The organism is Streptomyces sp. NPDC001714, assembly GCF_042892755.1.
Lineage (GTDB): Bacteria > Actinomycetota > Actinomycetes > Streptomycetales > Streptomycetaceae > Streptomyces.
This window is the reverse complement of the sequence record NZ_JBIAUL010000004.1, coordinates 174,068-188,911: the sequence shown is the minus strand read 5'-3', so window position 1 is coordinate 188,911 and position 14,844 is coordinate 174,068. Positions and strand designations below refer to the sequence as shown.

The window sequence follows — 14,844 nt, the reverse complement described above, 5'->3', positions numbered from 1 at the left end:
GCTTCTCAGAGCCGCTGGATGATCGTCCCGGTCGCCAGGGCGCCGCCCGCGCACATGGTGATCAGGGCGAACTCCCTGTCCGTGCGCTCCAGTTCGTGCAGGGCGGTGGTGATGAGGCGGGCGCCGGTGGCTCCCACCGGGTGGCCGAGGGCGATCGCGCCGCCGTTGACGTTGACCTTGTCCAGGTTCTGCTCGAAGACCCGGGCCCAGCTCAGCACCACGGACGCGAACGCCTCGTTGATCTCGACGAGGTCGATGTCCTTGAGGGTCATGCCGGCCTTGCCGAGCACCGCGCGGGTCGCGTCGATCGGGCCGTCGAGGTGGAAGTGCGGATCGGCGCCGACCAGGGCCTGGGCGACGATCCTCGCCCGGGGGCGGAGCTTGAGGGCGCGGGCCATCCGCTTCGACGCCCACATGATGGCGGCGGCGCCGTCGGAGATCTGGGACGAGTTGCCGGCCGTGTGCACGGCCGTCGGCATCACCGGCTTCAGGCCCGCCAGTGCCTCGGCCGACGTGTCCCGCAGCCCCTCGTCCTTGTCGACCAGGCGCCACATGCCCTGGCCGGCGTGCTGCTCCTCCTCCGTCGTCGGCACCTGGACGGCGAAGGTCTCCCGCTTGAAGCGTTCCTCGGCCCAGGCGTGCGCCGCCCGCTCCTGCGAGAGCAGCCCGAGCGCGTCGACGTCCTCCCTGGTCAGGCCCCGGTGGCGGGCGATGCGCTCGGCGGCCTCGAACTGGTTGGGCAGGTCCACGTTCCACTCGTCGGGGAACGGCTTGCCGGGCCCGTGCTTGGAGCCCGAGCCCAGCGGCACCCGTGACATCGCCTCGACCCCGCAGCTGATTCCGACGTCGACGACCCCGGCGGCGATCATGTTGGCGGTCATGTGCGAGGCCTGCTGCGAGGAGCCGCACTGGCAGTCGACGGTGGTGGCCGCGGTCTCGTACGGCAGCCCCATGGTCAGCCAGGCCGTGCGGGCGGGGTTCATGGACTGCTCGCCGGCGTGGGTCACGGTGCCGCCGACGATCTGCTCGACCGCGTCGGCGGGGATGCCGGTGCGGCCGAGGAGTTCACGGTAGGTCTCGCCCAGGAGGTAGGCGGGATGCAGGTTGGCGAGCGCGCCGCCGCGCTTGCCGATGGGGGTGCGTACGGCTTCGACGATCACGGGTTCCGCGGCCATGGGGGCTCGGTCCTCTCCTCGGTCACCCGCGCGGCGCAGGGGCGTCCCGGCCCGGCCCGCCACGCAGAACTAGAACGCGTACTAGTTCTGCAGTGCAGTTTGCTGACAGGTCGTCCACAACCGCAAGGGGGGTGCAAGCAATTGGGGTGACCGTGCCCCTTGCGACTTGTAGAACCCGTTATTACCTTCACGGCAACCGACTTTTCTGATGGTCCGTCAGAACGGCTGTCGGAGCGACCGTCGGAACGCCGGCACATCCAGGTTCGTACACGGTGGGAGTGAGCCGCCATGCCCTGTCCCGCACTGCCCGACGGGTTCGACCTCACCGACCCCGATCTGCTCCATCACCGGGTGCCGCTCCCGGAGTTCGCCGCGCTGCGCCAGGCCGAACCGGTCCGCTGGATCGAACAGCCGCACGGCATCGCCGGCTTCGCGGACGACGGCTACTGGGCCGTCACCCGGCACGCGGACGTCAAGTACGTCTCCACGCACCCCGAGATCTTCTCGTCCTGGCTCAACACGGCGATCATCCGCTTCACCGAGCACATGCAGCGGGACGCGATCGACGCCCAGCGGCTGATCCTGCTGAACATGGACCCGCCCGAGCACACCCGGGTCCGCCAGATCATCCAGCGCGGCTTCACGCCGCGGTCGATCCGGTCCCTGGAGGAGCGGCTGCGCGCCCGCGCCGGGGCGATCACCGAAGCGGCCCGCGCCCACTCCGGCCCCTTCGACTTCGTCACCGAGGTCGCCTGCGAGCTCCCCCTGCAGGCGATCGCGGAACTGATCGGCATCCCGCAGGACGACCGGGCCAAGATCTTCGACTGGTCCAACAAGATGATCTCGTACGACGACCCGGAGTACGCGATCACCGAGGAGGTGGGCGCCGAGTCCGCCACCGAGCTGATCGCCTACGCCATGAACATGGCGGCCGACCGCAAGCAGTGCCCGGCCAAGGACATCGTCTCCACGCTGGTCGCCGCCGAGGACGAGGGCAACCTCAACTCCGACGAGTTCGGCTTCTTCGTCCTGATGCTCGCGGTGGCCGGCAACGAGACCACGCGCAACGCCATCACCCACGGCATGCACGCGTTCCTGACCCACCCCGACGCCTGGGACCTCTACAAGCGCGAGCGCCCGGCGACCGCCGCCGAGGAGATCGTCCGCTGGGCCACCCCGGTCAACTCCTTCCAGCGCACCGCCACCCAGGACACCGAGCTGGGCGGCAAGCTGATCCGCAAGGGCGACCGGGTCGGCGTCTTCTACGCCTCCGCCAACCACGACCCCGAGGTCTTCACCGACCCCGACGCCTTCGACATCACCCGCGACCCCAACCCCCACCTCGGCTTCGGCGGCGGCGGTCCCCACTACTGCCTCGGCAAGTCCCTGGCCGTCCTCGAGATCGACCTGATCTTCAACGCGATCGCCGACGCGATGCCGAACCTGCGCCTGATCGGCGACCCGGACCGGCTCCGCTCGGCGTGGATCAACGGCGTGAAGCACCTCCAGGTCACCACGTCGTAGCCCGCCTTCGTCACCCCCCCCCCCGAACCCGGGCCATGGCGTCAACCCTCCGAACCCGGGCCGACGGCTCCCGGCGCCGCCGGCCCGTCCCGAGGGAGGCAGGAGCACCCCCTCCCTACGCCCCGTTCCTGCCTCCCCCGAGACGCCGACACCGCTCAGCGCTTCCGCGGGCGTGTCCGGACATACGTCGGCACCCTCGCCCAGGAAGGACGAGGGTGCCGGGGTTCAGGGGCGCGCGGTGCCGGGGATCAGCGGCGGGTGCGCGGCTCGGCCGCGATCGACCGCGGGTGCGCGCGGGTCGGCCGGATCAGTACCAGCCGTTGGCCTGCCAGAAGCTCCAGGCGGCGGTCGGGCTGCCGTAGCGGGAGTTCATGTAGTCCAGACCCCACTTGATCTGGGTGGCGGGGTTGGTCTTCCAGTCGGAGCCGGCAGACGCCATCTTCGAGCCGGGCAGGGCCTGGACCAGGCCGTAGGCGCCGGAGGAGGAGTTGGTGGCGGAGGGGTTCCAGCCGCTCTCGTGCGAGACGATCTTGCTGAACGCGTTGAACTGCGCGGCATCCGGGATCATCTTGTGCGCGATCGCCTGAGCGGAGGAGGCCGACGTGGTGGCGGCCTGGGCGGGCGCCGCGGTCAGGGCCATGCCGGCGGCGGCAGCGGCCACGGCGGCGGTGGTGAGGGCCTTCTTCGGGGAAGCGATGCGGCGGATGAAGGACACGGACACGGAGAACCTCGTTCGTCGGGGACAGGAAGTCGCCGTGTGCTCCGGAACCACCCGTGGGGGCTTGTCCGTATGCGTCGGCGCCGCGGCCCGCTGTGGGCTCGTGGCGCCTGGCGACGTCGTCCAGACAAGCAGGCCCGAAAGCCGTCCGCAATCACCCCTTTTACTAGTGGTGGTCGCATAAACGGCGTTGGTCCGTTGTGTGGCGTGGCTCTCAATCCGCAGGTCAGCGAGGGTGGCAAACCAGACATAGCGGATAAGTCTGTCTACTGTCCCGGATCGTAGGTGACGTGCGTCATGTGGGGTGCTTCACCGGTCGCGTCACCGAGCGCGTACGACCCCTCACGTCCCGGGGCCGTCGAATGTGACCGCGGTCTCGAAAGCGGCCCGCCGGGTGGCCCGCCGAAGCGCCCGCAGCAGCGCCGGACCGAGGAGGAGGGTGAGGGCGACCGTGCACAGGGCCCGGCCCAGGTTCCAGCCCATGGCGGTGGCCAGGCTGTAGGCGAGGAACCGGGCCAGGTTGGCGGCGGGCCCGGCGTGCGGGTCGAAGGCGAGGTTCGAGGCGTTGCCGGCCAGCAGCGGCCAGCCGGCCAGGTCGACGACCAGGCCGTAGGCGAACGCGGCCAGGAAGCCGTAGCCCGCCAGCAGCGCCAGCTCACCGCGGCCGCGCAGCCGCCCGGCACCCGGCAGCAGCCCGGCCCCCATCGTGAACCAGCCCATCGCCAGCATCTGGAACGGCAGCCACGGCCCGACCCCGCCCGTGAGCAGCGCCGACGCGAACATGGTGAGCGAGCCCAGGGTGAACCCGAAGCCCGGCCCGAGCACCCGCCCGCTCAGCACCATCAGGAAGAACATCGGCTCGATCCCGGCGGTCCCGGCGCCGACCGGCCGCAAGGCCGCCCCGGTTGCGGCCAGCACGCCCAGCATGGCGACCGCCTTCGGGCCGAGCCCGGACTCCGCGATCGTCGCCGCCAGCACGGCGACCAGCAGCACCAGCAGGCCCGCGAAGAGCCAGGGCGCGTCCTCGGCGTGCGAGGCGACCCGGGAGGACGGCGGGGCGAGGAAGGGCCAGCCGACCGCGACCACCCCGACGGCGCTGACGAGGAGCAGGGCGGCGAGGGAGCGGGGGCCGAGCCGCACCGGGCCGGTCATGCCAGGGCCTCGCGGACCTGGGTCACGGTGAGCCACCGCTGCGGGGCGAGGATCTTCGTCACCTGCGGCGCGAAGGACGGCGAGGAGACGACGACGTCCTCGGTCGGCCCGTCCGCGATGACCTCCCCCTCCGCCAGCAGCACCACCCGGTGCGCGAGCTCCGCGGCAAGCTCCACGTCGTGGGTGGCCAGCACGATCGCGTGCCCGTCGGCGGCGAGCCCGCGCAACACGCCCACCAGCCGGGCCTTCGCCGCATAGTCCAGGCCCCGGGTCGGCTCGTCGAGCAGGAGCAGCGGCGGCCGGGCGGTGAGGACGACGGCGAGCGCGAGGGCGAGCCGCTGCCCCTCGGAGAGATCACGGGGGTGCGTGTCGTCCGCGACCCCGGGGAGCAGGCCGGACACCAGTCGCCGGCAGGTCCCCGGCGCCGCCCCCGCGTCCCGGTCGGCGGCCGCGCACTCGGCGCCGACCGTGTCGGCGTACAGCAGGTCACGGGGTTCCTGCGGGACCAGCCCGACGAGGCGTACGAGGTCACGCGGGCGCGTGCGGTGCGGCACCGCGCCGCCGACCCGCACCGTGCCGGAGCCCGGCTCGACGAGCCCGACGAGGGCGCCCAGCAGCGTGGACTTCCCGGCGCCGTTGCGTCCCATGAGGGCGACGGTCTCCCCGGCGGCGACGGTGAGGTCGACGCCCCGCAGCGCGTCGACCCGGTCCCGGCGGACGGCGAGGGAGCGGACCTCGGCGAGGGCGGCCGCGGCACCGGCCGCCGGCCGTTGCTCCGGGGCCCGCCCGGCGAGGCGCTCCCGCAGCCCGGCGCTCGCCGCCGCCCGCCGCCGGGCGTCTCGCACCGTCATCGGCAGCGGCGACCACCCCGCCACCCGCCCCAGCTCCACCACCGGCGGGCACACCGGCGACACGGCCATCACCTCGGCGGGCGTCCCGCACACCGGCGCGGCCCCGTCCCCCGGCAGCAGCACGACCCGGTCGGCGTACTGCACGACCCGCTCCAGCCGGTGCTCGGCCAGCAGCACCGTCGTCCCCAGGTCGTGCACCAGCCGCTGGAGCACGGCGAGCACCTCCTCGGCGGCGGCGGGATCGAGGGCGGAGGTCGGCTCGTCGAGCACCAGGACCGCGGGATGCGGGGTGAGCACCGAGCCGATCGCGACCCGCTGCCGCTGCCCGCCCGAGAGCGTGGCGATCGCCCGGTCCCGCAGCGCGGCGAGCCCCAGCAGATCCAGGGTCTCCTCGACCCGCCGCCGCATCACTGCCGGGGCGATCCCCAACGACTCCATCCCGTAGGCGAGTTCGTCCTCCACCGTGTCGGTCACGAAATGCGCGAGCGGATCCTGGCCCACCGTGCCGACGACATCGGCGAGTTCGCGGGGCCGGTGGGTACGGGTGTCCCGGCCCGCGACCGTCACCCTGCCGCGCAGGGTGCCGCCGGTGAAGTGCGGCACGAGTCCGCTCACCGAGTTCAGAACCGTCGACTTCCCGGTGCCGGACGGGCCGACGAGGAGGACGAGTTCACCTTCCGGCACCTCGAAGTCGACACCCTGCACGGCGGGCCGGGCCGCGCCGTCGTAGGTCACGGAGACGTCCTCGAAACGGATCACGACGGCTCCTCCTTGGGACCCTCGGGAACGATCAGGGCGGGCAGCAGACCGAGCAGCACGGCGGCCGCCGGCCAGAGCGGAAGCGTGGGGGCGACCAGCGGTACGACACCGGGCTGCAGGGCCGCCGGGTCGCGGACGGACGCCAGCGTGAGCAGGGCGGCGACGGCGGCACCCGCCCCGGACACCAGCCAGGCCCGCGCGTCCCACGGGTCCGGCCGGTACCGGGTGCGTGGCGAACGCCGGCCACCGAGCCGCAGCCCCGCCAGCGCGGCGGCCACCCCGGCCAGCAGGACGGGCGGCCCGTAGCCGCCGCCCTCCGGGGTGAGCAGCCCGTACGTGCCCGCGCAGACGCCGAGCAGACCGCCGAGGGTGAGCCCGGCCGTCGTACGGCGGACCCGGTCCGGTACGTCGGCGCTGCGGCCGTACCCGCGCGCGTCCATGGCGGCCGCGAGGGCGACCGAACGCTCCAACGCGCCCTCCAGGACCGGGAGCGCGACCTGGAGCAGGCCGCGGACGCCGGAGTCGGGGCGGCCGCGCAGCCGCCGGGCGGCCCGCAACCGCTGCACGTCGGCGACGAGGTGCGGGGCGAAGGTGAGCGCGACGACGACGGCCACCCCCAGCTCGTACAGGGCACCGGGCAGGGACTTGAGCAGTCGGGCCGGGTTGGCGAGCGCGTTCGCGGCACCGACGCAGATGAGGAGGGTGGCGATCCGGAGCCCGTCGTAGAGCGCGAAGACGAGCGCCTCGGCCGTGACCTTCCCGCCGAGCCGGATGCCCTGGGCCCAGTGCGGGAGCGGGACTTCGGGGAGCGTGACGAGGGTGTGCGCGCCGGGGACGGGGGAGCCGAGGACGACGGTGAACGCGAGGCGCACGAGGAGGACGGCGAGACCGAGCCTGGCGAACGCGGCGTAGGAGCGGGACCAGGGGGCGGATCGGCTGCGGCAGGCGGCCACCACGTAGGCGGTGACCGCGATGAGCAGGCCGAGGAGGAGGGGGTCGGTGGTCCGGGACGCGGCGACCCCGAGAGAGAGGGACCAGAGCCACCAGGCACCGGGGTGCACGGGGGAGCGGCGCTGCTGCCGGGGGGCGAGGGGTTTCACTCGCCCCCGCTTGCGGGGTGCCTCCCCCGGCCTTCGGCCGCGGGGACCCCCAGCGCCCACCCTCCCCCACTCTCGGCTCCGCTCGAGCCGGGGGACCCCCACCGCCCCAGCGGCACGACTGCCCGCAGCCAGGAGGCGCCCCGCAAGGGACGCGGGGAACTGCGCGAGCGGTCCCCACGGGTCTGTGGTGGTGCGACTGCCCGTGGCCGGGACGTGCCCCTTTAGGGGCGCGGGGAACTGCGCGAGCGGCCCCCACCGGCCTGTGGTGGCGCGACTGCCTGTGGCTGGGACGTGCCCCTTTAGGGGCGCGGGGAACTGCGCGAGCGGCCCCCACCGGCCGGTGGTGGCGCGACTGCCTGTGGCTGGGACGTGCCCCTTTAGGGGCGCGGGGAACTGCGCGAGAAGTTCCCACCGGCCCGCGCTGTGGCGCTCACGCATTCTTTCGCCGCCGTGCCTGCCAGAAGGCCCCCGCCGCAAGGACCGCGACAACTCCCGCACCGGCTGTGAGCCCGAGCGACGGCCCGCTGCCCGACGTGCCCTCGGGCGCCGCGGTCACCTTCTCCCCGCAGCCCCGCCCCGGATACCCCCCGATGGCGCACAGCAACGCGTTCGTGTCGTACCGCATCGGCTTCGCCACCGTCGCCAGCGCCTCCGCCGTCGTCGCGTCCTCGGAGACCACCGCGCAGGCCGTCCGCCGCGCAGGCGGCTTCTCTCCCGAGGGCGCGTCCGCCGCCGTACCGAAGTCGAGGACCAGCCCCACCCGCTTCCGGCCCCCGACGGCAGGGGTCTCCCCGCAGATCGTCCCGAAGTCGGCCGTGCCGCGCGGCCGCGACGCGTCCGCCGAGTCCTCGCTCACCGCGAAGCGGAAGCCCTCGACCGAACCGTCGGCGGGCCGCGCCGTCGACGGGCCCTGCGTGGCGTACGTCCAGCGCGCGCCGTCCCGCTCCCAGAAGGACCAGTAGCGGTAGCCGGTGGCCGCCGCCGGCCCGGCGGCCGTCGCGCACAGCGTCAGCGCGGCCAGGAGCAACAGCGCCGCACGACGGACCGCGGTCACAGCTGCTGCTGCTTCCGGCGGCCGCTGAACAGGAAGCCGATGCCGATACCCGCGACGAGCCCGGTGCCGACGATCCACCACACGCTGTTGCCCGACTTCTTCCCCTCGGCGTGCTTCTCGGCGTGCTTCGCGGCGGCGGCCCGCGGGGCCGGTCCCGTCGCATTCAGCGCCGTCACCAGGTTCGTACCGCCGAAGTCACGCGGGTCCGCGCCCATCGCGTGCGCGGCCAGGATCAGCTCGGCGTAGGCCGCGGGCCCGCTCTGCTCCGCCCACGGCGCGGCGTGCGCCTCCAGCCAGGCGTACGGCTTCTGCGCCTGCTCGGTCCAGCCCTGCGCGGCCAGGGCGACGACCGCGTCGGCGGTGTTGCCGTAGTCCGGCTGGGATGCGGCGCCGGGGAGCGTGGAGACGAGGTGGCCGGTCTTGGACATGGCGCCCGCCAGGTACGCGGCGCCGTTGCGGGCCACCTCCTCCCGCGTGAGCGTCTTGTCGGAGTCGGCGCAGGCGCGGTCCTTCGCCGGGGCCTTCCCGGCCGTCGCCACGAACCCCTTGCCGAGGGCCCCGAGCACCCCGGCCGCCGTCGCGTCGGCGTTGGCGGCCGGCTTCCCCTGCTTGTCCGGCTGGTAGGCGAGGGCACCGCCGCCGTCCTCGTCGCAGGCGACGGACCACTTGGCGAGGAGGTCGTACGGAGACCTGTCCGCGCTCGCGCCGGCCGCCGCGAGCGCGCCGATGACCACACCGGTGGAGTTGGTGTCACTGGGCGAGCCCGGGTTGTAGCCCCAGCCGCCGTCCGTGTTCTGCTGCGACTTCAGCCAGGTCACGGCCTTGTCCGCGGCGGCGTCGTGCCCGCCGGCCGCCTTCAGCGCCTGTACGGCGGCGGCCGTGCTGTTCGTGTCGACGATGACCTTGGCGTCACAGGCCGCCGTCGGCTCGGCGCGGAACGCGGCGAACGAGCCGTTCGCGCACTGCTGCCCGGCCAGCCAGTCCACCGCCTTCACGGCCGGGGTCACCCCCACCGCGCGCTGGGCCAGCAGGGCGAGCGACTGGCGCCAGACGCCGTCGAACCTGGGGTCCGAACCGCCGTACAGCCCTGACGGGAGGACCGCCGAGGCGGACGGCGACGGGGACGCGGTGCCGGTGGCCAGTGCGGTCGTCGCGGGTGTGGCGGTACCGATGACGGCGGTGGCGGCCAGCACCCCGGCGATGCGGCGGAGGACGGTCATGGTCGGCGGTGCCTCTCCCTGCGGGGAGCCGGGCAGCACGGGACACCCCGGCGGCTCGGCTCCGTAAACCTCGACGGTGCCGTGCGACGACGGGTGCCGGCGCACATGAGCCGATCAACGTCCCGGGCGGGGCAGTCCGGCTTGCCGCACTGCGTGCGGCTCACGGTTGCGGGTCAGCGCCGGAATTGCACCGGCTTCCCCCCGTACGGGTGATGACGACCCGGCTACCTTACCGGCCGCCGACGGGAAGCTGAGAGGGGGCTGTGCGGGGACCGTTTCGTTATGGTCACGCCATGACGGGGAGACTGCTCGGGTCGGGGCGTTCGGCCGACGTGTACGAGATCGACGAGGCGTGGGTGCTGCGCCGGGACCGGGACGGCTGGGGGGACGCGGCCGCCGAGGGCGCGGTGATGACGTACGTACGGGAGCACGGGTATCCGGCGCCCCGGGTGCGGCCGTCCGGATCCCGTACCGAACTGGTCGTGGAGCGGCTGTCCGGGCCGACCATGCTGGCGGCGCTGCTGGCGGGGGAGACGGACGCGGCGGAGGGCGGTGCGCTGCTCGCCTCGCTGCTGCGGCGGCTGCACGCCGTGCCCGGCCGGGACCCGGCCGACCCCGGCGCCCGGGTCCTCCACCTCGACCTGCATCCGGACAACGATGGGGGTCCCCCCGGCTCGAACGAAGTTGAGAGCTGGGGGAGATGACCCCCGACGGCCCCCGGGTCATCGACTGGACCAACGCCGAGGACGGGCCGCCCGGGCTCGACTGGGGCATGTCCGCGGTGATCCTCGCCCAAGCGGCCCTCGGTGTACATCCGTTGGCCCACGACCTGCTCGCGGCCCTGCTCGCCGATCCGGGCGAGCTCACCGAGGAAGGGCTGACGGAGGCCCTGCGACGGCGGGCCGCCAACCCGACGATGACCCGAGACGAAGTCGAAGTGCTCGGTGAGGCGGGACAGTTGGTACGGGCGATCGCCTTCTAGCGCCGCGCCGCCCGCGGGCGCGCCGCCCGCGGGCGCGCCGCCCGCGGGCGCGCCCGCGGACTACCCCCGCGTGAAGCCGTGGCTCCGCTCCACCTTCGCCACGTGCAGCGTGTAGCTCTCGTACCACTCGGCCCGCCCGCGCTTCTGCGCCGCACGGTGCTCGGCGTCGGTCCGCCACCGGGTGAGGGCGTCGGCGTCGCGGAAGTACCCGACGGTGATGCCCAGCCCGCCGGGAGTCTGCGCGTGGTCCATCCCCAGGTACCCGGGGATGTCCTTCACCAGGTCCTCCATGCGTGCGTTGGTCTCGCTGTAGCCGCTCTGGTCCTGGGTTCGCACCGTGGTGAACACAGCCACGTAGTAAGGGGGTTCGTAGGCCTCGACGGGCGCGACAGGCGCTTCCGGGTGATTGCTCATGGCGGCACCGTAGCGGGTCCGGCGAAGTCGGCTGCGGTTCGGCAGCGCGCCAAAGGGGCGCTGGGGGGAACCCCCGGCCGAAGGCGGGGGGAGGAACTGCGCGGCCGGCCCCCACCGGCCCGCGGTGAACCAGCGGCCTGACCAGCGGAGCGCTCAGGCCGCGTTCGCGAGCGGCGCGATGCCCGCCGACAGGTGGCGGGCCATGCGGCGCAGTGCGTCGTCGCAGGCGTCCGGGGTCTCGCCGACCGCCACCCAGAGGGCCAGCCGGTCGGCGGCGGTGGCGTGCGGGCCGGCGGTGACGTGGTTGCCGGTGTGCTGGGTGAGCAGCATGCGGTCGGCGCCCGGCTCGTGGGCGGCGTCGGGGGAGAGGTCCAGGTGGTCGAGGCGGCCGGTGGCGGCCGGGTAGGCGAACTGGATCGCGGCCGCCCGCTGCCGGGTGGGTGTCGTGTCGGCCGCCTCGCCGGTGGCCAGGGCGGCCGCGGCCCGGGCGAGGTCGACGCCGGTGGCCCGTCTGACGAGGAGCGGGATCAGGTCGCCCGGGAGGTGCGGGGCGACGTCGGTGACCCGGGGGCCGCGGTCGGTGAGGGTGAGGCCGATGTGCAGGACACCCCGGTCGACGCCGAGCGCGAGCACGGTGCGGTCGACGGCCAGGCGCAGGAAACGGTTGTGCAGCAGGCCGTCGTGGGCGTGCACGGTGTGCCGGAGCGGCTGCCGGGCGGGCGCCGGGCCCAAGGTCGTACGGGTGATGGCGGCGATGCGGATCTCGCCGTCGAGGACGATCGTCTCGGCCGAGACGCGGGGTCCGCCGGGGTCCTCGGGGTCGCCGGTGGGAACCGTGTGGCCGGCCAGCAGCGCGCGCAGTGCGGGCGGGTCGCTACAGGCTTCGGCCGTGGTGAGGGAGGGGCCGGGCAGCCCCAACTGCCCGGCGATCCTCGCGGCGGCGGCCGCGTACTCGCCCGTGAAGGTCAGCACGCCGCGGACCCGGTGCCGGGCCGCGAACCGCACCACCGCCGACGCTGTCGCGCCGCCTTTGCCGGGGTCCGCCGCGAGGTGACCGGCCAGGCACGGCTGTGCCCAGGCGGGCGGCGCGGCGTCCACCAGCAGCACCGGGCGGGCCGAGGCGATGCGCGTCAGCACGACCTCGTCGTACGCGCACCGGCGGCCGGCGCCGAGGAGCAGGACGGGCTGTGGCATCGGTTCGCCTCACCTTCTGGGGAGGAGGCGCGGCGGCTGGTCGCTCCGGATGCCGCTCCCCCTTAGGCGGCGCCCGAGGCGGGTCGGTTCGACCGTGGCCTGGTGACGTGATCCTTTCCTGCCGGTCCGTCACATGTCAACGATTGCTGCCCTCTTGCGCAGTGGACCTTGTCATGTCTGGTGGCCGGGACCGGTGATTCGATAACCTCGCGTCTGCTCGGCTCCGCTCGGCCGACCGCCCGACCACGCGCGTCCAGGGGGACCTTGGTGAGTGACGCCCATGCCCCGCTGACCGGCGTACTGGAACGGCTCGGGGAGCTGACCGGACGTCCGGGACGGCTCTCCGAGGTGCTGGACGTGGCCGACCTGTCGTTCCGCACGGGGATCCCGGTCGGGGTGGTCGCCGAACTCCTGTCGGGCGGGCCCGCGCCCGAGGCCGGGCTCGCCGAACGGGTCCGGCAGCGACTGGACTTCATCCGGGAGAACCGGCGCCGGCCCGACGGCAAGCGGTACTCGCTGGGCGAACTCGCGGCGATCGCCGGCACCAGCAGGCAGTGGCTGAGCGAGTGGCGCAAGAGCGGGCTGCCGAGCCTCGAACACACCGACCGGCTGCGGCGGTTCTTCGGTCTCCCGCCCGGCTTCTTCACCGCCGACGAGCCGGAGGCGCTGTACGAGGCGCTCCAGCCGGTGCTGCAGGGCCTTCAGGCCCAGGCCGACCCGCTCTCCCGGCTCCGCGAGAGCGGTCTGGTCCGCCTTGCGGCCCGCGCCCCTCAGATGAACGCCCGCCAACTGGCCACCCTCGCCGACCTGGCGGAAATGCTCATCACCGCGGAGGGTGCCGTCAACTGAGCTGCGGGCAGGCCTGTTTCAGCCGCTCGCCGTGGGGGTCGGCCCACCGAAGGGCAGTACCAGGGACCGGGATGCCAGCAGCCAACGGCCGTCGAGGCGCCGGAACCGGTCCTGGTAGTGCCCGACCTGGACGGGCGGCCCGGCCGGCACCGTTCGCCCGTCGTGACCGTCGACCCGGTACGTCTGGAAGTACGACGTCGCGGTCGCCGTGTCCGGTCCCGTCACCGTGACGAGGATGTTGGACATCACCCGCCGGGAGAGGCGGCCCGGCGGCCGGGAGCCGAAGTACGCGGCGAGCGCCGCCCGCCCCTCGGCCCGCCGCCCGTCTCCGGGTGGCGGCCACTCCCACCACCCGTCCTCGGTGAACAACTCGGCGACGGAGGACGGTTCGCCCAGGTCAAGGCGCCGGACGAAGTCGATGACGAGACGCTCGCAGGCGTGTTCGGCGAGGAGTCGCTGCACGGAGTCCATGAGGTTGTCTAGCAGCCGGGGGCGGCGGCTGCCGAACGATTTACACCGCCACGTACGTGACCGGCTCGCTCCCCGCCACCGCCTCCGCCCGCCCCAGCTTCACCAGGCGCCGCAGATGGGCCTCGGCCTCCGAGACGGCGATGTTCCGGGACCCGTACGGGATCTGGTCCCACGGCCGGTTCCACTCCATTCGCACGGCCAGCTCCCACGGGGTGAGGGGTTGCCGGAGAAGCGAGAGCAGGCCGGCGAGCCGTTCCTCGTGGTGGGCCAGCAACTCCCGTACCCGTCCCGGTGCGTCGGTGAAGGTGTGCTGGTGGGCCGGGAGGACCTCGGCGGGGGAGAGGCGGCCGACGCGTTCCAGGGAGTCCAGGTAGTCGCCGAGGGGGTCGGTCACGGTCGCGTCGTCGGGGTCCTCGTAGAGGCCGATGTGCGGGGTGATCTCGGGGAGGAGGTGGTCGCCGGAGAACAGGCGTCCGTGGCCCGGCAGTCGGGCGGGGTGCTCCTCCTCCAGGTGCAGGCAGACGTGGCCGGGGGTGTGCCCCGGCGTCCAGACGGCGCGCAGCCGGCGGCCCGGGAGGTCGAGGAGTTCGCCCGGGAGGATCTCGCGGTCGGGGAGGGCGGGGGCCAGGCCGGGCGGGGTGCTGCGGCGGGGGCCGCCGCGCAGCGGCGCCACGTGCTCGTCCGGCGCCCCGGCGGCCGTCAGCTTCGCCGCCATGTACGTGAACCACCGCTCCGGCCGGGTCTCCCGGGCCCGCCGCACGATCGCCGCGTCGGCCGCGTGCATCGCGATCCAGGCCCCGGACGCCTCGCGCACCTTCCCGGACAGGCCGTGGTGGTCGGGATGGTGGTGCGTGATGACGACCCCGTGCACCTCGCCGACGCCCGTACCGCACGCCTCCAGCCCCGCCACCAGCACGTCCCACGACCCGGGGTCGTCCCACCCGGTGTCGACCAGCACCGGCCCCCGGTCGGTGTCCATCACGTACACCAGCGTGTGGCCGAGCGGATTGTCCGGAATGGGGACGGCGACGGACCGCACACCCCCGCCGAGATCCCGTACCGTCGCATCGGGCCGTACCGTCGCATCGGGCCGCGCCTCCGCCGACCGCGCTTCCGCCGACTGCGCTTCCGCCGACTCGCCCAGACCGTCCGTCATCAGCCTTCCTCCGCCCCCGCCCGGTCCCGCCGGCCCCACGGCCACTGCCCACTATAACGAGAACTGATGACACGTCAGATAGCCGGTGGGCGAAGTCCACTTGACGAGCCTCCGAGCTGCGACGGGCCGTACATCGGTTCACCGCCCGCCGGCCCGGGCCGCTCCGTCGCCGCTCGGACCGGCCCGCGCCGGATATTCCATGCCGCCGTCCCGAAGGAATGTCAC

At 73.9% G+C, this 14,844-nt stretch carries 13 protein-coding genes, 1 pseudogene and 1 riboswitch; of the genes and pseudogenes, 3 read left to right on the top strand and 11 right to left on the bottom strand.

Annotation, left to right across the window (positions count from 1 at the left end; translation table 11 throughout):
- Nucleotides 1–5: 5 nt before the first annotated feature.
- Nucleotides 6–1,175 (bottom strand): steroid 3-ketoacyl-CoA thiolase, encoded by a 1,170-nt coding sequence (locus ACFY0P_RS12485; protein WP_388910539.1) that lies wholly within the window; start codon nucleotides 1,173–1,175, stop codon nucleotides 6–8.
- A gap of 288 nt (nucleotides 1,176–1,463) precedes the next feature.
- Here ACFY0P_RS12485 and ACFY0P_RS12480 point away from each other — a divergent pair, with 288 nt between their 5' ends.
- Nucleotides 1,464–2,699, top strand: a complete 1,236-nt coding sequence (locus ACFY0P_RS12480) for a cytochrome P450 (protein ID WP_388910536.1) — start codon at nucleotides 1,464–1,466, stop codon at nucleotides 2,697–2,699.
- Between the two features lie 307 nt (nucleotides 2,700–3,006).
- On the opposite strand, the gene ACFY0P_RS12475 is transcribed toward ACFY0P_RS12480, so the two are convergent.
- From ACFY0P_RS12475 to ACFY0P_RS12450, 6 genes are all read right to left on the bottom strand, one after another.
- Nucleotides 3,007–3,420, bottom strand: a complete 414-nt coding sequence (locus ACFY0P_RS12475; RefSeq protein ID WP_217551566.1) for a transglycosylase SLT domain-containing protein — start codon at nucleotides 3,418–3,420, stop codon at nucleotides 3,007–3,009.
- Between the two features lie 339 nt (nucleotides 3,421–3,759).
- A complete protein-coding gene (locus ACFY0P_RS12470; RefSeq protein ID WP_388910533.1) occupies nucleotides 3,760–4,569 on the bottom strand; it encodes an ECF transporter S component in 810 nt (269 codons plus the stop codon).
- On the bottom strand, nucleotides 4,566–6,179 hold the full coding sequence (locus tag ACFY0P_RS12465) for an ABC transporter ATP-binding protein (RefSeq protein ID WP_388910531.1): 1,614 nt from the start codon (nucleotides 6,177–6,179) through the stop codon (nucleotides 4,566–4,568). Before ACFY0P_RS12465 ends, ACFY0P_RS12470 begins: the two co-directional genes overlap by 4 nt.
- Nucleotides 6,176–7,279: an energy-coupling factor transporter transmembrane component T gene (locus ACFY0P_RS12460; RefSeq protein WP_388910528.1), complete on the bottom strand. Its 1,104-nt coding sequence runs from the start codon at nucleotides 7,277–7,279 to the stop codon at nucleotides 6,176–6,178. The genes ACFY0P_RS12465 and ACFY0P_RS12460 overlap by 4 nt, the downstream gene beginning before the upstream one ends.
- Before the next feature lie 430 nt (nucleotides 7,280–7,709).
- The gene (locus tag ACFY0P_RS12455) at nucleotides 7,710–8,333 is read right to left on the bottom strand and encodes an SCO2322 family protein (protein WP_388910525.1); all 624 of its coding nucleotides are present in this window, start codon (nucleotides 8,331–8,333) and stop codon (nucleotides 7,710–7,712) included.
- Nucleotides 8,330–9,553 (bottom strand): prenyltransferase/squalene oxidase repeat-containing protein, encoded by a 1,224-nt coding sequence (locus ACFY0P_RS12450; RefSeq protein WP_388910522.1) that lies wholly within the window; start codon nucleotides 9,551–9,553, stop codon nucleotides 8,330–8,332. The genes ACFY0P_RS12455 and ACFY0P_RS12450 overlap by 4 nt, the downstream gene beginning before the upstream one ends.
- 107 nt (nucleotides 9,554–9,660) lie before the next feature.
- Nucleotides 9,661–9,792: riboswitch (cobalamin riboswitch) on the bottom strand.
- A 54-nt stretch (nucleotides 9,793–9,846) separates the two neighbouring features.
- Between ACFY0P_RS12450 and ACFY0P_RS12445 the strand changes: the two are divergent.
- Nucleotides 9,847–10,535: pseudogene (locus ACFY0P_RS12445) on the top strand (phosphotransferase).
- Nucleotides 10,536–10,595: 60 nt separating this feature from the next.
- Here ACFY0P_RS12445 and ACFY0P_RS12440 read toward each other — a convergent pair.
- Both ACFY0P_RS12440 and ACFY0P_RS12435 read right to left on the bottom strand, forming a co-directional pair.
- On the bottom strand, nucleotides 10,596–10,949 hold the full coding sequence (locus ACFY0P_RS12440; RefSeq protein WP_388910519.1) for an antibiotic biosynthesis monooxygenase family protein: 354 nt from the start codon (nucleotides 10,947–10,949) through the stop codon (nucleotides 10,596–10,598).
- 153 nt (nucleotides 10,950–11,102) lie between these two features.
- Nucleotides 11,103–12,143, bottom strand: coding sequence for a hypothetical protein (locus ACFY0P_RS12435; protein WP_388910517.1), 1,041 nt, complete (start codon nucleotides 12,141–12,143; stop codon nucleotides 11,103–11,105).
- A 267-nt stretch (nucleotides 12,144–12,410) separates the two neighbouring features.
- Between ACFY0P_RS12435 and ACFY0P_RS12430 the strand changes: the two genes are divergently transcribed.
- Nucleotides 12,411–12,992: a helix-turn-helix domain-containing protein gene (locus tag ACFY0P_RS12430; RefSeq protein WP_388910514.1), complete on the top strand. Its 582-nt coding sequence runs from the start codon at nucleotides 12,411–12,413 to the stop codon at nucleotides 12,990–12,992.
- A gap of 18 nt (nucleotides 12,993–13,010) precedes the next feature.
- On the opposite strand, the gene ACFY0P_RS12425 is transcribed toward ACFY0P_RS12430, so the two are convergent.
- Together ACFY0P_RS12425 and ACFY0P_RS12420 are read right to left on the bottom strand one after the other, a co-directional pair.
- Complete coding sequence (locus ACFY0P_RS12425; RefSeq protein WP_388910511.1) at nucleotides 13,011–13,463, bottom strand: nuclear transport factor 2 family protein; 453 nt, start codon at nucleotides 13,461–13,463, stop codon at nucleotides 13,011–13,013.
- Between the two features lie 40 nt (nucleotides 13,464–13,503).
- Nucleotides 13,504–14,619 (bottom strand): MBL fold metallo-hydrolase, encoded by a 1,116-nt coding sequence (locus ACFY0P_RS12420; RefSeq protein WP_388910508.1) that lies wholly within the window; start codon nucleotides 14,617–14,619, stop codon nucleotides 13,504–13,506.
- Nucleotides 14,620–14,844: the final 225 nt, after the last annotated feature.